The sequence below is a fragment of the Daejeonella sp. genome (assembly GCF_017495225.1).
Taxonomy (GTDB): Bacteria; Bacteroidota; Bacteroidia; order Sphingobacteriales; family Sphingobacteriaceae; genus Daejeonella.
This window is the reverse complement of the sequence record NZ_JAFEIG010000015.1, coordinates 63,716-85,031: the sequence shown is the minus strand read 5'-3', so window position 1 is coordinate 85,031 and position 21,316 is coordinate 63,716. Positions and strand designations below refer to the sequence as shown.

The window sequence follows — 21,316 nt, the reverse complement described above, 5'->3', positions numbered from 1 at the left end:
CCTGGATTAATCTACCATTAATATTACTTGCTTAATTCAGCAAAATATTTGTGGAAGAGAGGAATGGTTTCAATTCCCTTGTAGAAATTAGCGATATCATATTTCTCATTTGGTGAGTGTAGATTATCACTATCCAAACCAAATCCCATTAAAACAGTCTTTATTCCTAATTCTTTCTCAAATAAAGCCACAATTGGAATACTTCCACCACCACGAGTTGGAATAGGCTCTTTACCAAAGGATTCTAAAATAGCTTTCTGTGCCGCTTTGTAGGCGATGCTATCTGTTGGAGTAACTACGGGTTCACCACCATGATGCGGACAAACCTTCACTTTTACACTTTTAGGAGCAATGCTTTCAAAATGATCTTTAAACAATTTAGTTATTTTATCTGATTGCTGATTAGGCACCAAACGCATCGAAATTTTAGCATAAGCCTTTGAAGGCAATACAGTTTTAGCACCTTCACCAATGTAACCGCCCCAAATACCGTTTACTTCTAATGTTGGACGAGTACCAGTACGCTCAATAGTTGTATAACCCTTTTCACCCCATAATTCATCCACTTTCAGGTCGATTTTATATTCATTTTCATTGTATGGCGCTTTATTAAGCATCTCGCGCTCTTCAGGGCTTAACTCTAAAACATCATCATAGAAACCAGGAATGGTGATGTGATTATTTTCATCATGCATGGATGCGATAAGTTTAGCTAGAATAGTTGCGGGATTGGCAACTGCTCCACCATAAACACCAGAGTGTAAATCGCGATTAGGACCAGTAACTTCTACTTCTACATAAGATAAACCACGAAGACCCGTTTCTAATGATGGGTGCTCCAAGCTAATCATCGAAGTATCTGAAATTAGGACCACATCAGCCTTTAAACGTTCTTTATTTGCATTGACAAAAATTCCAAGATTACTTGAACCAACCTCTTCCTCACCCTCAATCATGAACTTGATATTACAAGGCAAAGTCTTAGTGCTCATCATTAGCTCAAAAGCTTTCACATGCATGTAAAATTGTCCCTTATCATCACAAGCACCACGAGCATAAATCTTTTCGTCACGGATAGTAGGCTCAAATGGTGGAGTCTCCCACAACTCCAATGGATCTGGTGGTTGTACATCATAATGACCGTACACAAGAACGGTTGGAAGTGAAGAATCGATAATTTTTTCACCGTACACAATTGGGTAGCCAGCTGTCGGACAAATCTCCACAGAATCGGCTCCCGCAAGCTTTAACTTATCGGCAACGAACTCTGCCGTTTTAAGCATAGAATCCTTATATTTCTGATCTGCACTAATCGATGGAAAACGAAGTAGTTCGAAAAGCTCGTCTAAAAAGCGTTGCTTATTTTCATTCACGTATTTTCTAATTTCTTGCATACAATTGGTTTTGTTACAAAGATATAAATCTAAGTCTAGCCTTAAACAAGGAATATAAATTTGACCGAATTTTAATAAACATAGAAGCTAAAAGCTCACAATATTAATTCAAAAGAAAAAATATTTCTTTTAATGTTAAGATATTAAAGATTTATATTAAGTCTTTTTCAATTAAAATCTAAAGCATAAAAAAGCCTGAATGATTTTGTTCATTCAGGCTTTGGGTTTTTAATATAAAAAGACTATTTATTCCCAGCTTTTGCTTTTTTCATCGGACTCATAGCACCGCTAGAGCTTCCTCTAGGGCCACCTGTTCCTTTAAATAATTCAAAACGGCTTGGCGTAAATTGACGTGGCCAATAGTTATTTTCTTCGTTGATATCAGCTGTTTCACGAATTGGGTCAAGTACAATGCCTTTAACTTCCTTATTGAAAGCAAAAACCTTTGAAACTTCCCATTCATTTAATCTCCAGATTTCAGCAGGAATACGTTTGATTTCTGAAGTACCATCCACAAAATTAAATTGAATGATTAATGGCATCACTAATCCACCTACATTTCTGAATTTAAGTTCATAGAAATTCAATCCGCTATTAATCATTTCCTTTTCTTTTGGAGAAAGGCGACTCATAAAATCAGCATAAGCTTTCTCATCATCCGGAGTAACTGTAAATGGATTATATGAATTATAGAAATCGCGGGTTGCAGGATCAGCCTCTAAAACTGTTTGAGGGATATCCTTTTGGTTATTGATGGTACTAATTGAACTAGCTTCACGATCAAATGCTTTTTTATCATCAGCCTTCTTTTCTTTAGGAGTACGATTATCAAGCTTATACCATTTTGCACTTTCTACAGAAATATCAACAGGCTCTGTACCCATAAACCATCCTCTCCAGAACCAATCTAAATCTACTGAAGAAGCATCTTCCAAAGTGCGGAATAAATCATCTGGTGTAGGGTGTTTAAACATCCAGCGTTGAGCATATTGCTTAAATGCATAATCAAATAATTCACGTCCCATTACGGTTTCACGTAAGATATTTAATGCAGTTGCAGGTTTAGCATAAGCATTAGGACCGAATTGAATAATATTCTCTGAATTGGTCATGATTGGCTCAAGCAAATGCTTTTCACTTCTCATGTATGGAACAATTTTATGTGCTGGACCTCTACTTGAAGGATAATTTCTATCCCACTCTTGCTCAGCCATATATTGCATAAAGGTATTCAAGCCCTCATCCATCCAGCTCCACTGACGTTCATCAGAATTTACAATCATTGGGAAGAAATTATGACCCACCTCATGAATAATTACTGAAATCATACCATATTTAATAGCATCAGAATAAGTGCCATCAGCATCCGGGCGACCATAGTTAAAGCAGATCATTGGGTATTCCATACCATTTGAAGCTTCAACAGAAATTGCTACAGGATATGGATAATCAAAAGTACGTGAACCATAAGATTTGATCGTATGAGCAACAACACGAGTTGAATACTGCTCCCAAAGTGGATTCCCTTCTTTACCATAGTAAGACATAGCCATCACATCGCTACCAGTTTGTTTAACCGCCATGGCATCCCAAATAAATTTACGAGATGAAGTCCAAGCAAAATCTCTCACATTTTGAGCATGATAAATCCAAGTTTTCTTGTCCTTAGCTCTAACTTTTTCCAATTTCTCAGCTTCTGATTGCGTACGAATAACTACAGGCTTATCATATGTTCTTTTTGCTTTTTCCCAGCGCTCAAATTCAGTAGCGCTTAAAACCTGTTTCGCATTTTGAAGTACACCTGTTGAACCAACCATGTGATCAGCTGGCACAGTAATTTTAACCTTATAATCTCCAAAAGTTAAAGCAAACTCGCCTCTACCCACAAATTGTTTGTGTTGCCATCCCTGAAAATCAGAGTAAACAGCCATACGTGGGAACCACTCAGCCATTGTATAAAGGTAATTACCATCTTTTTCGAAATATTCGTAACCTGGTCTTCCACCTAAGAAACTCACACGATCATGAATATTGAAAGTCCACTCCATAGTAAACTCCATTTTCTGACCTGGCTTTAAAGGGGTAGCCAAATCCATGCGCATCATCGTTTGATTGATAGTCACTGGAATATCTTTACCAGCCATATCTTTCACATAGATAATTTTATAGCCTAAATCAAGATCATGGTATAAAATAGACTGCAATTGTCCCATCGACATTCTAGGGCTAATTCTATTTTCAGCGATTTTAGGAGTATTTGAATCCTTAGCACGCTCATTTTGATCAAGCTGAATCCATAAATAATTTAGAGGATCAGGTGAGTTATTGTAGTAAGTAACTTTCTGCCAGCCCTTTATAGACTGATTATCATCATTAAGCTCGACAGAAATTTCATGGTCAGCTTTTTGCTGCCAATACATATGCCCTGGTGCTCCAGATGCAGTACGATACACATTTGGGGAGCGTAACATCGGACCCAATTGCTCGAATCTTTCAGCATGATTTTGTTCAGACCACTGAGCAAAAACCGATACAGAACTTAAAAACCCGACACAAAGAAGAAATAATTTTCTAGTCATTTTTGATAAATTAAATTTAATCCCACGGAAGCTTGAAAATGAATTCTTGGAATAAAATTGGCTAATAAATTTTTAATTTTAATTGAAAGCTAAATGTACATTATTTAAATTTTAATCAAAATTGATTTTTTACATAAAGATGATTATCACTAGATTTTTACCAAAATTTAGCTTCATAAATTAAATAAATAGATACTAGAAAAACAATAATCGATACAATTTGAATCCAAAGCTTTTGTCTCACTTTCAACACATTAATCAAAACAAAGGTCAGGGCTAAAAATGCGATTACAATTACTATTTGACCAAGTTCCAATCCTAAATTAAAAGCAAGCAAAGGTTCTAAAATGGAACTCTCCTTCCCTAGTAAAGATTTTAAAAAATTTGAAAAGCCTAAACCGTGAATTAATCCAAAAAACAAGGCGAAAAAATAGTTTAAAGAAATAGCCTTTTCATTTTTGGGCTGAGTATTAAGCAAATTTGATGCGGATGTAATGGCAATAGTTACGGGAATTAAAAACTCAATAAATGAGGCATTGACAGAAATAAATTTCAATGTTGCCAATGCAAGAGTCAATGAATGACCAATGGTAAAAGCAGTAACTAAAACCAAGATTTTTCGCCAATCTACAAAGGTATAAATGGTGCATAAGGATATCACAAAAAGAATATGATCATATCCCTCAATATCAAGTATATGCGATACCCCTAGGCCAAAATATAATTCAAACTGATTCATTCCATATTTTTATTTAAAAATTGAAAAAATATACATCGATAAAATTGGTTATTTTGCATCAAAATAAATAGAATATGTTAAAAAAGTATTTTTTGCTTGTCTTTTTAATGGTCTTGGCAATAAATCAGCTCGATGCAGGCACGCCTCTCAAGCTAAAAGGAATCAATGCAATCCTTCATCCCTTCCATATCAGCATGACAGAAATAAAATTTAATGCTGCTCAAAAATCGCTTGAAATATCTGAAAAAATATTTTGGGATGATTTAGAAGTGGAGCTTAACGATTATTCAAAAACTAAAGTCAATTTTTTAAAACCTAGCAATAAAGAAGAACTTAATAAATTAGTTGGGAGGTATATTTTAGAACATACCGATATTTATATCAACGGAAAAAAAATAGCATTAAATTACCTAGGATATGAAATTGAGGAAGATGTAGCCTGGATTTATATTGAAGCAGTAAATGTTCCCGCACCTAAAACTGCAGAAATTAAAAACAGTATCTTGTTTAAAAATTTTCCAGGTCAGCAAAACATTATCAATTTTTATAAAGATAAAAATCCCAAAAGCCTCCGTTTAATCGAAAGCCAAATCAAAGGCAAAATAAGCTTTTAGTTTAAAGATAAAATATTAATTTAAAAGATATTATTTAAAGATTTTAGCTAATTATTCTGCATTTAAGGAATTCTCAAGCCTATTAGAGGCATAAAAATAGCTAGTCATCGTGGATAAATTCTTGATCATCAAATCCCTAAATCTCAAATCTCTTTATTAATTTAGCAGATTAAAAACAGGAGTAGATTTTGGATTATTTAGATGGATTAAATCCTTCGCAGCGAGCGGCAGTAGAGCAAACCGAAGGACCGGTGATGATAGTTGCGGGAGCAGGGTCAGGGAAGACACGTGTAATAACTTATCGTGTTGCTCACTTGATCAAAAAGGAGGTTGATCCATTCAATATTCTTGTTCTAACTTTCACCAATAAAGCGGCTAAGGAGATGCGTGAGCGTATCATGAAAGTTGTGGGAACCGAAGCCAAAAATATATGGATGGGAACCTTCCACTCTGTTTTTGCTAAGCTTTTAAGAGTAGAATCAGAGAAGATTGGCTACCCAAGTAATTTCACCATTTACGATACCGACGATAGCAAGAGTCTGCTACGTACAATTGTTAAAGAAAAGCAGTTAGACGAAAAACTCTACAATGTAAATTTCGTTTACAACCGTATTTCATCTTCCAAAAATAATTTAGTATCCCCTGCGGCCTATTTACAAAATGCTCAAATTCAGGCTGAAGATTTTTCAACGGGACGTGGCAGCATTGGCGAAATCTATCAAATTTATGCTCAGAGGTGCTTTAAAGCGGGTGCAATGGACTTTGATGATTTACTTTACAAGACCAATGTGCTTTTAAAAGAACATCCAGAAGTTTTATATAAATACCAGAATAAGTTCAAGTATTTGATGGTAGATGAGTATCAGGATACCAATTATTCTCAATATTTAATTGTAAAAAAGCTTGCTGCAAACAATGAAAATATATGTGTTGTTGGGGATGATGCACAGAGTATTTATGCCTTTCGTGGGGCTAATATTCAGAACATTCTGAATTTCGAGAAAGATTATCCGGACTTAAAAGTCTATAAATTGGAGCAAAACTATCGCTCTACACAAAACATTGTTAAGGTAGCAAACAGCATTATCGCTAACAACAAAAATCAGCTTAAGAAATCTGTTTTCTCGGATAATGAAGAAGGCGATAAAATAAAGGTTAGTCGCGCTTTTAGCGATAACGAAGAGGGAAAAATAGTTGCGGAAGGAATTGCCCAAGAACAAGCTCTTAAAGGCTCAAAATACCATGATTTTGCCATTTTATATCGCACTAATGCACAATCAAGAGCGATGGAAGAGGCACTTAGAAAGTTGAATGTACCTTATAAAATTTACGGGGGACTATCATTTTACCAGAGAAAGGAGATTAAAGACCTTATTGCTTATTTCCGCGTAACATTTAACCCGAATGACGAGGAAGCGATAAAACGAATTATCAATTATCCTCGTCGGGGAATTGGAGATACGACAATAGAGCGCATCATGATTGCCGCTGATCAACATAATATAAGCATTTGGGATGTAATTTGCAATGCCCACAGCTACCTAGATTCGCGTAGTTGTACTTCTGTTGCCAATTTTGCGGTGTTGATACAGAGCTTTCAGGTAATGACCAAAACTCATTCGGCCTACGATACAGCACTTCATATTGCACAACATTCAACCATTTTAAAGGAACTTTATTCCGATAAATCAGTTGAAGGATTAAGCAGGTATGAAAATATTCAGGAATTATTGAATGGTATCAAAGAATTTAGTGAGCGTGAGGACATTGAGGAGCGAAGTCTCGATATTTTCATGCAGGATATTGCACTTCTTACCAACGATGATAATGATAAAAACCCCGATGCAGATACCGTTTCATTAATGACAATCCATTCGGCAAAGGGATTAGAATTTGATAATGTTTTTGTTGTGGGACTTGAAGAAAACTTATTCCCTTCACAAATGTCATTAAGCTCAAGAACCGATTTGGAGGAAGAGCGTAGATTATTTTATGTAGCGATTACCCGTGCAGGGAAAAAACTGAATCTTTCTTATGCCACATCGCGTTATCGCTGGGGAACATTAACCAGCTGTGAACCAAGTCGTTTTATTGAAGAAATTGATGCACGCTTTCTGGAGCTTGATTTTAAGCCACAGCAAAAGAAATCAGACAACCCATTTTTTGATGAGGAGCGTTCGGCATGGCAGCAAAAAGAGACCTTTAGCAAGCCTAAACCAGCATCTATCCCAAGAACAAGCTCCATTTTACCCAAGGCACATGTGCCAAGTGAAGGCTTTAGTCCATCTGATACCTCGGGACTCCAAGTCGGCATGGAAGTTGAACATGAACGCTTCGGATTTGGCAAAGTAATCAATTTGGAAGGCAACAAACCCGACTTAAAAGCAACAATTTTCTTTAAAGATTTAGGACAGAAGCAATTATTGTTAAAATTTGCTAAATTGAGAATTATAAAATAAAATCAAAATCGCGTTTTAACGCATTTAAACCGCATATTTGTTCTGCGAAATAAAAAAATAACAATGACATTCGATTATAATACCACCAGGAAAAAATTAATATTGGCCGAATATGGACGTAATGTTCAAAATATGGTTAAATATATTGTGGATTTACCTACCAAAGATGAGAGAAATCGTTATGCTCAGGTAGTGATCGATTTAATGGGTTTTTTAAACCCTCATTTGCGTGATGTGGCCGACTTCAAGCATAAATTATGGGATCATCTTCACATTATTTCTGATTTTAAAATCGATGTTGATTCGCCCTATCCAAAACCTTCTGAGGATGCTATCAGATTTAAACCTGCTCCTTTATCCTACCCACAACAGCGGATAAAATACAAGCATTATGGGAAAACTGTAGAATTAATGATCAGCAAAGCCAAGGCTATTGAGGAACCAGAAAAAAAACAAGCTATGGTTCAGTCGATTGCTAATTTCATGAAAATGGCTTACGTAACTTGGAATAAGGATAGTGTTGCCGATGAAACCATCATCAAAGATTTACGTGAAATGTCGAATGGTGCCTTGCAGCTTGAAGAAAATGTAAATCTTCAACGTGTAGATGTACGTCAAGTGGCATCACCTAGCAGACAAAGAAATTCTAACCAAAATAAAGGACGACAAAATACAAATCGTAATAATCCTGGCTCTAACCGACAAAGAACAAATAATCAAGGTAGTAAAAGATACTAAAATTGTAAATTTTACACCTATTGATTATCAATATATTACAAGACAATTCTAATTTATTTAAGGAACAAAAACTAGTTTTTGTAAATTAGCACTTTCCAATTATAAAATCTATTATTTAAAACATATCAGTACAGATGAACGCATTTGAAATTGTTGGTGGTAAGCCCCTAAAAGGCGAAATTATTCCTCAGGGAGCAAAAAACGAAGCATTACAAATTATTTCAGCAGTACTTCTTACTGAAGAAAAAATCACGATTAGTAATATTCCGGACATCAAGGATGTGAATAAATTAATCGAACTCATAGGCGATTTAGGGGTTAAAGTAGAGCGTTTAAGCAAAGACACCTATACCTTTGAAGCAAAAAATATAAATCTTGAATTTTTTAAATCTGAGACCTTTAGATCAAAAGGTGGTAGTCTAAGAGGATCAATTATGATTGTTGGTCCGCTCCTAGCCCGTTTCGGAAAAGCCGCAATACCTAAACCTGGAGGCGATAAAATTGGCCGCAGAAGGCTAGATACACACTTTTTAGGTTTCGAAAAATTAGGAGCCAAATTTATTTACGATAAGAAAACAGATTTCTTTAATGTAGACGCAAGTAATCTTCAAGGTGCTTATATCCTTTTAGATGAAGCTTCTGTAACAGGTACTGCAAACGTAGTTATGGCTGCAGTTTTAGCCAAAGGAACAACAACCATTTACAATGCTGCATGCGAACCATACCTTCAACAATTGTGCAAAATGCTCAATCGTATGGGGGCCAAAATTACAGGCGTAGGCTCAAACCTTTTAAAAATTGAAGGAGTGACAAAGCTGGGCGGGACTGAACACCGTCTATTGCCTGATATGATTGAAATTGGATCGTTCATCGGACTAGCAGCCATGACTGAGTCTGAAATCACTATTAAAAATGTTCAATTTCAAGAACTTGGGATGATTCCTGAGGTATTCAAAAAGCTTGGAATAAAGCTTGAATTACGAGGTGATGATATTTTCATCCCAGCTCAGAAATCATATGAAGTTGAAACCTTCATCGATGGCTCAATCATGACTATTGCAGATGCTCCTTGGCCTGGATTTACCCCAGATTTATTGAGTATCATGCTCGTTGTTGCTACTCAAGCCAAAGGGAATGTCTTAATTCACCAAAAAATGTTCGAAAGTCGCCTTTTCTTTGTCGATAAACTAATCGACATGGGTGCACAAATTATTTTATGCGATCCACATCGTGCAACAGTTATCGGTCTTGATAAAAAAGTGAGACTTCGTGGTATAGAAATGACTTCCCCAGATATCAGAGCAGGAGTTTCTTTATTAATTGCCGCCCTTTCTGCTCAAGGCACCTCAATTATTTATAATATCGAACAAATTGAACGTGGCTATCAAGATATTGATGAGCGATTAAGAGCTTTAGGAGCAGATATTAGAAGAATTGATGCGACCGCTAAAGGGCACTAGAAAGAAAGTATTTATTGGATTTCATCTATAGTAAGAGATTATTTCATTTCTCTTGAGCATAGATGTATATAAGAAATTTGAGAAAATAAAACCTTATAAAGATTGATTCCAGAGAAAATCTGAATCGAGTTTATTAAGGAGGAATTTATTAGCATAGATACTCAAAATCAGTCCATTACTTTCAAAAAAACCAGCATCTCAAATTACGATAAGCTCATTTTTATAGGGCTACATTCCTAATAAATGCCTTCACAAGGCAAAAATTTACAGGCATTTCAAAGGCTTTGTAAAATCAAGAATTGTAGGAAATGATCGAAACACTAAAAAATTTATTCAACTATGGTAACTGGTGGAGGATTAATAATAAGCACCACACACCAATAGAAAATCAAAAGATTTATTATCCTGAAATAGCATTAATAATGTCATACTGAGTAATAATTTCGATATTACCATTCCCATCCTCCACTAAAACAGCCATATTTTCTTTATTAATTATGGAAGTGATTTTATCTATGGAGGTATTCAAATCAACAAAAGGAAATGAGGCAGTCATGATATCCTTAACACTACCTGAACGAAGGGCAGGATTTTCTAAAACAGCACTTAAAATATCACTTTCAGTAATTTTACCAACAACCATTCCTTTTTGAGTTACCGGAATTTGAGAAATATTTAAAGATTTAATTGTATTAATTGCCTGTAAAACAGATTGCTCACAATCAATAGTCACAATTTCTTGTCGGCCACGTTTTGTCAAAATCGACTTTGCAGTCAATTTTTCATCTTCTAAGAATCCACGCTCTCTTAACCAATCTTCATTATACATTTTAGCCATGTATCGAGATCCATGGTCATGGAAAATAATGACTACAACATCACTTTCTTTAAGCTCATCCTTCATTTGCATGAGTCCCGCAAGTGCCGAACCTGCAGAGTTCCCAGCAAAAATTCCTTCTTTCCTTGCGATATCACGAGTCATTAAAGCAGCATCCTTGTCTGTTACTTTCTCAAATCGGTCAATTACGTTAAAATCCACGTTTTGTGGTAAGAAATCTTCACCAATACCTTCTGTAATGTATGGGTAAATCTCATTTTTATCAAAAATGCCTGTTTCTTTATATTTTTTAAAGACAGACCCATAGGTATCAATACCCCAAATTTTAATATTAGGATTCTTCTCCTTTAAATATCTTCCTGTACCAGAAATCGTACCTCCAGTACCTACGCCAACAACTAGATGGGTAATTTTACCCTCTGTTTGTGCCCAAATTTCTGGTCCCGTTTGCTCATAATGTGCTAAAGAATTCGATAAATTATCATATTGATTAGGCTTCCATGAATTGGGAACTTCACGCTCTAGTCGCGAAGAAACAGAATAATATGATCTTGGATCTTCCGGTTCTACGTTGGTAGGGCAAACAATTACCTCGGCACCAAAAGCACGCAGAGCATCTACCTTTTCTTTCGATTGTTTATCGGTAGTAGTAAAAATACATTTATAACCCTTGATAATTGCAGCCATTGCCAAACCCATTCCCGTATTACCAGATGTACCTTCAATGATTGTTCCTCCAGGCTTCAAAATACCACTACGCTCCGCATCTTCAATCATCTTCACAGCCATCCTATCTTTAATAGAATTACCTGGATTGGTAGTTTCGATTTTTGCTAAAACCGTAGCTTTAACACCCTTTGTTATATTGTTCAATTTTACCAAGGGAGTGTTTCCTATGGTTTCAAGAATATTATTATACCACATAATGCAAAAATACGAATTTTTGTAGAGACGCACGGCCGTGCGTCTCTAAATAATTAAACACACGGTTGTGGTATCTATATGATTAGACGCACGACCGTGCGTATACATGTGATTAGACGCACGGCCGTGCGTCTCTACATGATTAAACAAACGGTTGTGGGTATATACGTGATTAGACGCACGGCCGTGCGTCTCTACATGATTACATCTATTTAATATTAAAATTTCAAATGTTTTACAGTTAAACCATTGTTAATCAATTGCTTAAGTGAATCAATTCCAACTCTTAAATGGGTTTCCACATATTGTTCGGTTACATTTGAATCGCTTTCAGCAGTTTTAACACCTTCCGGAATCATAGGCTGATCAGAAACTAATAATAAAGCTCCTGTAGGGATTTTATTAGCGAAACCTGTAGTAAAAATTGTTGCCGTTTCCATATCTACAGCCATGGCACGTAAGGTTTTTAAATACTTTTTAAACCCTTTGTCATGCTCCCAAACACGGCGATTAGTGGTATAAACTGTACCCGTCCAATAATCACGTGAATGATCACGAATGGTGGTTGAAATTGCTTTCTGCAAAGCGAAGGCTGGTAGTGCCGGGACTTCAGCAGGAAGATAATCGTTTGAGGTACCCTCACCACGAATGGCGGCAATAGGCAAAATCAAATCTCCAATTTTATTCTTCTTTTTTAGTCCGCCACACTTACCCAGAAACAACACCGCTTGTGGTTGTATAGCGGTTAGCAAATCCATCATGGTTGCTGCCATGGGACTTCCCATTCCAAAATTTATCAATGTAATTCCATTCGCTGAAACACTTTGCATCGGCTTATCTAGTCCAACGATTGGTGCATTATCATTCCACTCCGAAAAAAGATGTAAGTATTTTGAGAAGTTAGTTAATAAAATAAAACGGCTAAATTCTGCTAATGGTCGACCGGTATAACGTGGCAGCCAATTATTTACAATCTCGGTCTTATTTTTCAATCCCGATTTTACAGGAGTTTCAACATCATTCGTCTTTTTTGCCACAATAGGGGCTTCAACTATAGGTTCTTGTTTTTTTCTCATATTTTATTTTTTATTGTACAAAAAACCCCGATCGAATCGGGGCCATTTTTATGCAACTTTTAATTTTTTAAGATCAGATTTTTCAAATTTATCCTTGGCATAATCCAAGGTGATTAATAAATCTTTGGCCGTTTTTCCGGAGGGTGTTTCATACATCGCATCAATCATGATAGCTTCACAGATAGACCTGAGTCCCCTAGCCCCCAACTTAAACTCCATGGCTTTATCCACAATAAATTCCATCACATCTTTTTCAAATTCAAGATTTACATTTTCATATTCGAACAGTTTTTTATACTGCTTAATCAATGAATTTCTTGGTTCTGTAAGGATATTTAATAAAGTTTCCCTATCCAAAGGATTAAGATGTGTAATCACTGGTAATCTACCAATCAATTCAGGAATTAATCCGAATGATTTTAAATCCTGTGGGGTAATATATTTATAAAGATTTTTGAGGTCGATTTCAAAATCATCCTTTTCTACTTTATAACCAACTGTTTGAGTGCGAAGTCTGTTAGCGATTTTCTTTTCAATCCCATCAAAAGCACCACCACATATGAATAATATATTATTAGTATTCACGGGTATCATTTTTTGGTCGGGATGCTTTCTTCCACCTTGTGGTGGAACATTAACAATGGTACCTTCTAAGATTTTCAACAAAGCCTGCTGAACACCTTCACCTGAAACATCACGAGTAATAGATGGATTATCACTCTTACGGGCAATTTTATCCACCTCATCGATGTAGACGATGCCACGTTCTGCAGAATTCACATCGTAATCAGCTGCCTGAAGTAAGCGTGTTAAAATACTCTCCACATCTTCTCCCACATATCCAGCTTCCGTTAATACAGTAGCGTCACAGATGCAAAAAGGAACATTTAATACTTTGGCAATAGTTTTAGCAAGTAAAGTTTTACCAGTACCTGTTTCGCCAACCATAATAATGTTCGACTTTTCAATCTCCACCTCATCTTTACCAACTTTTTGGTTTAGACGCTTATAGTGGTTGTAAACAGCTACTGAAAGTATTTTCTTTGCTTGATCCTGACCGATAACATATTGATCAAGGTGAGTTTTTATCTCTATGGGTTTGAGTAGGGTTTCGATAGTCTGGCTAGACTTAGTTTTACGGACATTAAGTTCTTCCGCAAGGATTTGATTAGCCTGAGTAACACATTTATCACAAATGTGAGCATCTAGACCAGCAATCAGCATGAGAGTATCCTGCTTGCCGGAGCCGCAGAATGAACATTTAACATCTTTATTTCCCTTACTCATTATTATTTATCTCGAGTTCCAATTAAAACTTCATCAATCATGCCATGATCCTTAGCTTCACCAGCTATCATCCAGTAATCGCGATCAGATGCACGCTCAACCCACTCATAAGTTTGACCGGAGTGTTTAGCAATGATATCGTATAGCTCTTTTTTAAGCTTCAACATCTCACGAAGATTGATTTCCATATCAGAAGCAACTCCCTGAGCACCGCCAGAAGGCTGATGAATCATTACTCTTGAGTGAGGCAATGCTGCTCTTTTTCCTTTAGTACCTGCACAAAGTAATACAGCAGCCATAGAAGCAGCCATACCTGTACAAATTGTTGCCACATCTGGAGTGATGTATTGCATGGTATCATAAATACCTAAACCAGCATAAACGGATCCACCAGGAGAATTGATATAGATTTGAATATCTCTCTTCGCATCTGTTGATTGAAGAAATAATAACTGAGCCTGAATGATATTTGCAATACCTTCATGAACAGCATCTCCTAAGAAGATGATTCTATCCATCATCAAGCGAGAGAAAACATCCATCTGTGCAACGTTCAACTGACGCTCTTCAATGATATAAGGAGTCATAGAAGTAGGTATAGAAGCATTTTGAACTCTGCCAATAAAGCTGTCTACATGCTGACTTCCAATGCGATGATGTTTAACCGCATATTTTCTGAATTCGTTCTTATCAATGTTCATTTTGATATATTCTAATTATTAGGTTAACATTTATTTTAATGTAGAAAACAAAAGATCAAAATAAATGGAATGAATAAGACCAAAAACAATTCGCTTATTTCAATTCCAAGAATTTATTGTACTGAATATCTTTTTTATCTAAGGTAACAACACCTTTTAGATATTCAAATACATGCTGCCCTTTTACTTCCTCAAAAATTCGGTTCGCATTTTCTTTATTCTGCAAAAACTGCGCCGTATATTGTCCGAGTTGCTCTTCAGAGAGTGGCTGCGGACTATACATTCTAAACTGAGAATCTAAGCGATTTTTAGCAGCTGCAAAAACTTCTTCGTATTTGATCTCTAGTTTATTATCCTTGATAATCTTATTTTCAATTAGAGTCCAGCGTAAGTTACGAGCAAAATCATCATAACCTTTTTCCAATTCCTCATCACTTAATTTCTCATTAGTGGCTTTTAACCAACGCTTTAAGAAATCATCTGGTAAACTTAATTTCGTCTTATCTAAACCAAATTGAAGCATATCACCCTGAAGCTTTTGGTCTGCATTTTGAACCATCATGCTTTCAAGCTCTTCTCTAATTTTTTCTTTAAACTCTTCTTCAGATTTAACAACATCTGCACCGAAAAGTTTATCGAAGAACTCTTGATTTAAATCACCTTCTTCTAAACGGTTGATATTTTTTACCGTTAATTGGAATTTAGATTTCAAGTCTTGAGCATCTTCTTCCTCGATATTTAATACTTTAGAAATGATTGTTACATTAGAATCAAAAGCCTTCTGAATATCTATTTCTAATACATCTTCCTTCTTTAAACCAATTAGCGACTTCTTGATTTTAGAATCAGTAACTTGATCTAAGCGAATAGCAGAAGTTGCAGTAATTCCACCTTCAAAAATAGAACCATCTGCAGCTAATTGCTTCAAATCAGAATACAATACATCATCATCTGCCGATACGTCAGGATTTGACATTTTGCCATAGCTTTTTCTCAAATTAGTAATACGAGAAGCTAAAGTTTCAGGATCTACTTTTACTTGATAATAAGTCAGTTTATCTTTAGAACTAAATTCTAAATTAAACTCAGGTGCAAGACCTAATTCATATACAAACTCGAAATTATCATTGTAATCCCAGTTATAGTCTTTAGAATCATCGATTTTAGGTAGCGGCTGACCCAAAACTTCTAATTTATTCTCGCTAATATAGTTGCTTAAAGTATCGTTTAAGATGTTATTAACCTCATCAACTAGAATACTTTTGCCATACATCTTTTTAATGTGGGCTGCAGGCACCATTCCGGGACGGAATCCTGGTAATTTTGCCTTTTTAGCTTGAGCTTTAACTGCCTTTTCTACACGCTCTTTGTAATCTTCAGGATTAATCTTTACAGTAAGTACAGAATTCAGATTGTCTATTTTGTCCTGTGTAATGTTCATTTTCTGAGTTTTATGTCGTTTTAGTTTATACAAAAATTCCCCGGTTTGTAGCCGAGGAATTAATATGTGCGGATGAAGGGACTCGAACCCCCACGCCGTGAAGCGCCAGATCCTAAGTCTGGTGCGGCTACCAATTACGCCACATCCGCATCATTAGGATTATTTTAGAAAAACCTGAGATTTTTAAAGCTTTTTTAAATAAAGCATAACCTTAAGCATTTCGGTCTGCAAAAATAAGGAATTTCTAGATAATTACAAAATCTATTCTTCTTATTATTTAAGAATGACAATTAATTTTTTGCAAAAGCTGTAATAGGTAATCCGACGTAAACCGCAACCTACTCCCATACCAAGAAAACAACTCGCCATCCACTATCCGTACCGTAGAATCAGGAAAAATAGCCCCCATCTCTACAACATGCTCATTCTTAAATGGATAGGGTTCGGATGATAAAAAAATATGCTCAGGATTAAGTTCTCTTATATCTGAAAGTGACATTGCGGGGTATCGACTCATAGCTATTACATTATCAAAACCAGCCTTTTCCAGAATAGTATCAATAAAAGTATCTTTTCCTGCCAACATATAAGGATCTTTCCAAATAAAATAAGCCACACTTTTTCGGCAAGCTTGATTTTGGGGAATTTCTGCAAAGCTCATTTCGATGCTTGAAGTGATTTGAAGTCCATTTTCCTTTTTTCCTGTGAGCTCAGCAATTTGCCCAATCATCTCTATCGCATCTTCAAAAAGAGTGATATCACTCATCCAAACAGGGAATTCAAGCATCAATTCTTTAATTTGTGCCTGATCATTTTCCTCCTTATTCCCAATGATAAGATCCGGATTTAATGCCCTAATTTTATCTAAATCGAGTTTTTTGGTGCCACCAATCTTCGTTTTAGTCTTAAATTTATCATGAGGATGGATGCAAAACTTGGTAATCCCAATAAGCTCCTCATCCAAACCTAAATCGAAAAGAAGCTCCGTTTGGGAAGGCACCAGAGAAATAATCCGCTTGGGCGGAAAATTAAAGGAAATAAGCCTCCCCATTTGATCTGTAAATGTGCGCTTTTGCATATTTTACAAAATAAGCTAAATTTTATTAATGCCTAAATAAACCTGGTAATTAATGGTTTTCAAATCCCTTGTGGGCTATATTTTAACAGAAAGGTCTAATTTTGTGATTTAATTAGTTCTTAATCAATAATTTTTATTGAGTATTTCAAAAAAAAGAATATTAGTCGGCTTAATTTTAATGCAATTAAACTAGCTAGGTATTTATCAGATTTTGCTTAATTTTCTATATCCAAGCACTATCTGATGAATTTTATCGATTTATTTGGGATGGATATTTACAGCAATTAGGATACAATCTCCTAGATTTTAGTCCAAAAGAAGCTAAGTGTATTCCTTTTCTAAAGACGAGATAAAAATTTAGAATTTTTCGATGAAACTATTCATCATAAAAATCTTGTAGTGCACCAAAGTAATTCAAATTCCAGCCATCAATCATATCCTGAATATCAGAATCAGGAATATTAGTATGGCGGAGCTCTAGTGATGTCCCGTTTTTATCTGGATGTAAAATAAAAGTTACTATTGATTCTTCAGGCTGATCACCAAAATACCACTGTTGAACAATCTTTTTATTCTCAACAAATTCGATGTTCTTACCCACAATACTGTCATCCCACAAAGAAAATTCTGAGCCTGGTTCAGTACTCATAATAGCCTCTGCACCTGTCCAAAGTGAAATAGTAAGTGGATTTGTTAAGGCGAGGTAAACCTCTTCGGGACTAGCCTGTATGAGATAATAGTTTTTGAAATCTTTCATAATTATGGTACAAATCTAAAATAATTGACCGAATTATTGATTTACAAATCACAGTAAAAGAGAGAAATAATTGTTAGGACTTCTTTTGGGGAAAAACAAGGAAATAATTAATGAGAAAGGAAGTGAAATAATTAAAAAGGCTGGATAAACCAGCCTTTTTAATTATTTGAAAAAGTGCTAAAATTATTTTGCACTGTTTTTCTTCTCAGTCACTTCATTTCTGATTTCCTGAGCTAAATTTTTCAAATCTTGCATGCCTTTACGAACTCTTGTTCCTGCAGCACTGTTACCTGAATTGTAAAATTTGTTAGCGTCTACTTCAACTGAAGCAAACAATTCTTTCATTTTTGAAAATTTATCCATTGTTGTTTTTTTTTAAGGTTCAACAAATCTAATTTATTTAGATGTATTGACAAGCGCTTTTGAATAATTTTTTTATTATTAATTAACTTTTAGTTAAAAAATGCTCTAAATAGTCATTAAAAGCGTTTTTTTTAGCAATAAAGAAAATCTGATTTTGTTATCAATCCAAAATTTGAGCTAATAACCATGATTTAAATCTGATTTGAAGCCAAATAAAAAATGATTTTACCTGAAAAAATCAAAATCTAGCGCAAAGAATTTGAAACAATACCATTAATACATTGTTTCAATATTAGCTTTTTCAAGGATGAAACTTATTTAAAAAAATAAAGATTTATCCAAAATTTCCAACCCAACCATTTAAATACTTCTAAAAACATAGTCGATAATAGGTTAATTAAATTCTTAATAAATGCAAGCATTATCATATACGATCCCTTTCAGCGAGATTCACATTGATGACATTGCCCGCGTGGGTGGGAAAAACTCATCATTAGGAGAAATGTTCAACCAATTGAATAGTAAGGGCATAAATATTCCGGATGGCTTCGCCTTGACTGCCGAAGCATATCGATTATTCAGAAAGGAGAATAAAATTGAGCAGGAGCTTAAAGACCTACTGCTTACCCTCGATAAGCAGGGTTTTAGCAATTTAAGTACTATTGGAGAGCAAGCAAGAAACCTAATCCTTAATTCAAAAATTCCTGAGGAGATAGAACAACAAGTAAAAACAGCCTATAGTTCACTTTGCAACAATCTAGGTATAGAAGTGCTAGATGTGGCTGTTCGCAGTAGCGCTACTGCCGAAGATTTGCCCACTGCTAGTTTTGCCGGCAGAATGGAATCCTTTTTAAACATCAGTGGTGAAGAGCAATTATTGGATGCTATTAAGCAATGTTATGTATCCTTATTTACGGATAGGGCTATTAAGTACCGCCATGACATGGGCTTTATGGAAAAGGATATTGCCATTTCGGTAGGGGTTCAACAAATGGTTAGAAGTGATAAAGCATCGTCTGGGGTAGTATTTACCATTGATCCCGACACCGGTTTTAAGAACACAATAATTATAAATGGCATTTGGGGGTTAGGTGAAAATATTGTCCAAGGTAGGGCCATACCAGATGAATGGATAGTTTTTAAACCAACGCTCAATCAAGATCAGTATAAACCTATCATAAAAAAAGTTTGTGGTAAAAAGGAATACACCATGGTTTATGCCGAAAAATCTGACTTGCAAACCAGTGAGAGTACCATTTTGAATTTAGAAACAAGCATAGATAAACAAAAAGAATTCTGCCTTAACAATGCTGAAGTTGTACAATTAGCAAAATGGTGCCTTATTATTGAAAAGCATTATGGGAAAGCTATGGATATTGAGTGGGCTAAAGATGGCATTAACAATAAACTATACATTGTTCAGGCTAGGCCAGAAACTGTACATGCAAAACCTAAAAAACAAGTTCATGAGATTTATTGGCTTGCCGAAAAATCAAAATTATTGGCTACAGGAATCGCTTTAGGCGATAAAATTAGATCTGGAAAAGCTCGAATACTTAACAATCCGCAAGAGGGTAAACAATTAAAAGAAGGAGAAATTTTAGTAACCGACATTACTAATCCAGATTGGGATCCTATCTTAAAAAAAGCGGCGGCAATTATCACCAATAAAGGCGGAAGAACAAGTCACGCAGCCATAGTAGCACGCGAGCTGGGAACTTTAGCTGTTGTAGGTTCGGGGAATGCCACCAAGGTAATTGAAACTGGAGATGAAATAACCGTTTCCTGCGCAGATGGCAAATCAGGAAATATTTATGAAGGATTATTAAAATGGACAGTTGAAGAGCAGGATTTTAGTAAAGTTAAACTACCCAAAACCCCTGCCCTATTGATATTATCTGATCCAGAAAGAGCATTTGAACTTAGCAAATATCCTAATCATGGGGTTGGCCTTATGCGACTTGAATTTACCATTTCAAAGAGTATAAAAATACATCCTTTAGTATTTTGCGAGCCTGAAAAAGCAATTGACGAGGAGATTAGGGGTAAAATCAAAGAAATTATTGGAAACTATAAAGATGGCAAAGAATACTTCGTTGACCAACTTGCAGAGGCTGTTTCGATGGTTGCAGCGGCCTTTTATCCCAAAGAAGTTATTGTAAGATTTAGCGATTTTAAAAGCAATGAATATGTCAATTTATTAGGAGGATCCTATTTTGAACCAAGTGAAGAAAATCCTATGATAGGCTTACGTGGTGCATCAAGATACTATAGCAAATTTTACAGAGATGCTTTCGCACTTGAATGCCGAGCCATGAAAAAAGTGAGAGATGAAATGGGCCTAAAAAACGTCAAACTTATGATTCCTTTCTGCAGAACCCTTGAAGAGGGTGAAAAAGTATTGGAAGAAATGGCAAAAAATGGCTTGAAAAAAGGAGTAAATGGACTTAAAGTCTATGTAATGATTGAAATACCAAGCAATGTGCTTTTGGCCGACGAATTTGCAAGGCTTTTTGATGGATTCTCTATTGGATCAAATGACCTAACTCAGCTCACTTTGGGTATTGATCGCGACTCAAGTTTGGTAAATCACTTGTTTAATGAAGAAAACCCTGCTGTAAAAGAGTTAATACGGAGAACGATAAAAGCTGCCAAGAAAAATGGAATTAAAGTTGGGCTTTGTGGGCAAGCGCCAAGCGACATTCCTGAATTTGCCGAATTTCTAATTGAAGAAGGCATAGACAGTATTTCATTTAATCCAGATGCACTTGTTGAAGGGATAGAAAATATGAATCACGCTGAAAAAAAGCGTTTTAAAACTCCTAAAAGGCACTCTCTCAAAAATAAAAAAGCTGAAATAGGTTAAAA

Annotated in this window: 16 protein-coding genes and 1 tRNA gene; 5 read left to right on the top strand and 12 right to left on the bottom strand. The window is 35.5% G+C overall.

The features are described 5' to 3' along the window. Positions 1–23 precede the first annotated feature (23 nt). The 3 genes from QZ136_RS06135 to QZ136_RS06125 form a co-directional block, all read right to left on the bottom strand. Positions 24–1,394, bottom strand: a complete 1,371-nt coding sequence (locus tag QZ136_RS06135) for a dipeptidase (protein WP_291401489.1) — start codon at positions 1,392–1,394, stop codon at positions 24–26. Between the two features lie 242 nt (positions 1,395–1,636). Further along, positions 1,637–3,973 (bottom strand): M1 family metallopeptidase, encoded by a 2,337-nt coding sequence (locus QZ136_RS06130; RefSeq protein WP_291401487.1) that lies wholly within the window; start codon positions 3,971–3,973, stop codon positions 1,637–1,639. Positions 3,974–4,130: 157 nt separating this feature from the next. After that, the gene (locus QZ136_RS06125; RefSeq protein WP_291401485.1) at positions 4,131–4,712 is read right to left on the bottom strand and encodes a HupE/UreJ family protein; all 582 of its coding nucleotides are present in this window, start codon (positions 4,710–4,712) and stop codon (positions 4,131–4,133) included. Positions 4,713–4,786: 74 nt separating this feature from the next. Between QZ136_RS06125 and QZ136_RS06120 the strand changes: the two genes are divergently transcribed. The 4 genes from QZ136_RS06120 (at position 4,787) to murA (ending at position 9,983) form a co-directional block, all read left to right on the top strand. Next, on the top strand, positions 4,787–5,326 hold the full coding sequence (locus QZ136_RS06120; protein ID WP_291401483.1) for a DUF6702 family protein: 540 nt from the start codon (positions 4,787–4,789) through the stop codon (positions 5,324–5,326). 188 nt (positions 5,327–5,514) lie between these two features. Then, positions 5,515–7,785, top strand: coding sequence for a UvrD-helicase domain-containing protein (locus QZ136_RS06115; protein WP_291401481.1), 2,271 nt, complete (start codon positions 5,515–5,517; stop codon positions 7,783–7,785). A 63-nt stretch (positions 7,786–7,848) separates the two neighbouring features. Next, positions 7,849–8,523 (top strand): DUF4290 domain-containing protein, encoded by a 675-nt coding sequence (locus tag QZ136_RS06110; protein ID WP_291401479.1) that lies wholly within the window; start codon positions 7,849–7,851, stop codon positions 8,521–8,523. Between the two features lie 134 nt (positions 8,524–8,657). Beyond that, complete coding sequence (gene murA, locus QZ136_RS06105) at positions 8,658–9,983, top strand: UDP-N-acetylglucosamine 1-carboxyvinyltransferase (RefSeq protein WP_291401477.1); 1,326 nt, start codon at positions 8,658–8,660, stop codon at positions 9,981–9,983. Between the two features lie 400 nt (positions 9,984–10,383). Here the strand turns inward: murA and QZ136_RS06100 are convergent, their stop codons facing one another. From QZ136_RS06100 to QZ136_RS06060, 9 genes are all read right to left on the bottom strand, one after another. Next, positions 10,384–11,745: a pyridoxal-phosphate dependent enzyme gene (locus QZ136_RS06100; protein ID WP_291401475.1), complete on the bottom strand. Its 1,362-nt coding sequence runs from the start codon at positions 11,743–11,745 to the stop codon at positions 10,384–10,386. Positions 11,746–11,963: 218 nt separating this feature from the next. After that, positions 11,964–12,821 carry an AMP nucleosidase gene (locus tag QZ136_RS06095; RefSeq protein ID WP_291401473.1) on the bottom strand — a complete coding sequence of 286 codons (858 nt, stop codon included), beginning with the start codon at positions 12,819–12,821 and terminating at the stop codon, positions 11,964–11,966. A 48-nt stretch (positions 12,822–12,869) separates the two neighbouring features. Then, on the bottom strand, positions 12,870–14,108 hold the full coding sequence (gene clpX, locus QZ136_RS06090) for an ATP-dependent Clp protease ATP-binding subunit ClpX (RefSeq protein WP_291401471.1): 1,239 nt from the start codon (positions 14,106–14,108) through the stop codon (positions 12,870–12,872). Positions 14,109–14,110: 2 nt separating this feature from the next. Next, entirely contained in the window at positions 14,111–14,809 is a 699-nt protein-coding gene (locus QZ136_RS06085; protein WP_291401469.1) for an ATP-dependent Clp protease proteolytic subunit, read from the bottom strand. A 94-nt stretch (positions 14,810–14,903) separates the two neighbouring features. Further along, positions 14,904–16,250: a trigger factor gene (gene tig, locus QZ136_RS06080; RefSeq protein ID WP_291401467.1), complete on the bottom strand. Its 1,347-nt coding sequence runs from the start codon at positions 16,248–16,250 to the stop codon at positions 14,904–14,906. 67 nt (positions 16,251–16,317) lie between these two features. After that, positions 16,318–16,399: transfer RNA gene (locus QZ136_RS06075), tRNA-Leu, on the bottom strand. Between the two features lie 128 nt (positions 16,400–16,527). Continuing rightward, complete coding sequence (locus tag QZ136_RS06070) at positions 16,528–17,328, bottom strand: helical backbone metal receptor (protein ID WP_291401465.1); 801 nt, start codon at positions 17,326–17,328, stop codon at positions 16,528–16,530. Between the two features lie 376 nt (positions 17,329–17,704). Beyond that, positions 17,705–18,085, bottom strand: coding sequence for an SRPBCC family protein (locus tag QZ136_RS06065; protein ID WP_291401463.1), 381 nt, complete (start codon positions 18,083–18,085; stop codon positions 17,705–17,707). 183 nt (positions 18,086–18,268) lie between these two features. Next, positions 18,269–18,448 (bottom strand): histone H1, encoded by a 180-nt coding sequence (locus QZ136_RS06060; protein WP_291401461.1) that lies wholly within the window; start codon positions 18,446–18,448, stop codon positions 18,269–18,271. A 412-nt stretch (positions 18,449–18,860) separates the two neighbouring features. Between QZ136_RS06060 and ppsA the strand changes: the two genes are divergently transcribed. Beyond that, positions 18,861–21,314 (top strand): phosphoenolpyruvate synthase, encoded by a 2,454-nt coding sequence (gene ppsA / locus QZ136_RS06055; protein WP_291401459.1) that lies wholly within the window; start codon positions 18,861–18,863, stop codon positions 21,312–21,314. The last annotated feature ends 2 nt before the right edge of the window (positions 21,315–21,316 follow it).

Coding starts and splice junctions, on each gene's coding strand:
- QZ136_RS06135 (WP_291401489.1), bottom strand. CDS start 1,394: ATGCAAGAAATTAGAAAATACGTGAATGAAAATAAGCAACGCTTTTTA.
- QZ136_RS06130 (WP_291401487.1), bottom strand. CDS start 3,973: ATGACTAGAAAATTATTTCTTCTTTGTGTCGGGTTTTTAAGTTCTGTA.
- QZ136_RS06125 (WP_291401485.1), bottom strand. CDS start 4,712: ATGAATCAGTTTGAATTATATTTTGGCCTAGGGGTATCGCATATACTT.
- QZ136_RS06120 (WP_291401483.1), top strand. CDS start 4,787: ATGTTAAAAAAGTATTTTTTGCTTGTCTTTTTAATGGTCTTGGCAATA.
- QZ136_RS06110 (WP_291401479.1), top strand. CDS start 7,849: ATGACATTCGATTATAATACCACCAGGAAAAAATTAATATTGGCCGAA.
- murA (WP_291401477.1), top strand. CDS start 8,658: ATGAACGCATTTGAAATTGTTGGTGGTAAGCCCCTAAAAGGCGAAATT.
- QZ136_RS06100 (WP_291401475.1), bottom strand. CDS start 11,745: ATGTGGTATAATAATATTCTTGAAACCATAGGAAACACTCCCTTGGTA.
- QZ136_RS06095 (WP_291401473.1), bottom strand. CDS start 12,821: ATGAGAAAAAAACAAGAACCTATAGTTGAAGCCCCTATTGTGGCAAAA.
- clpX (WP_291401471.1), bottom strand. CDS start 14,108: ATGAGTAAGGGAAATAAAGATGTTAAATGTTCATTCTGCGGCTCCGGC.
- QZ136_RS06085 (WP_291401469.1), bottom strand. CDS start 14,809: ATGAACATTGATAAGAACGAATTCAGAAAATATGCGGTTAAACATCAT.
- tig (WP_291401467.1), bottom strand. CDS start 16,250: ATGAACATTACACAGGACAAAATAGACAATCTGAATTCTGTACTTACT.
- QZ136_RS06070 (WP_291401465.1), bottom strand. CDS start 17,328: ATGCAAAAGCGCACATTTACAGATCAAATGGGGAGGCTTATTTCCTTT.
- QZ136_RS06065 (WP_291401463.1), bottom strand. CDS start 18,085: ATGAAAGATTTCAAAAACTATTATCTCATACAGGCTAGTCCCGAAGAG.
- QZ136_RS06060 (WP_291401461.1), bottom strand. CDS start 18,448: ATGGATAAATTTTCAAAAATGAAAGAATTGTTTGCTTCAGTTGAAGTA.
- ppsA (WP_291401459.1), top strand. CDS start 18,861: ATGCAAGCATTATCATATACGATCCCTTTCAGCGAGATTCACATTGAT.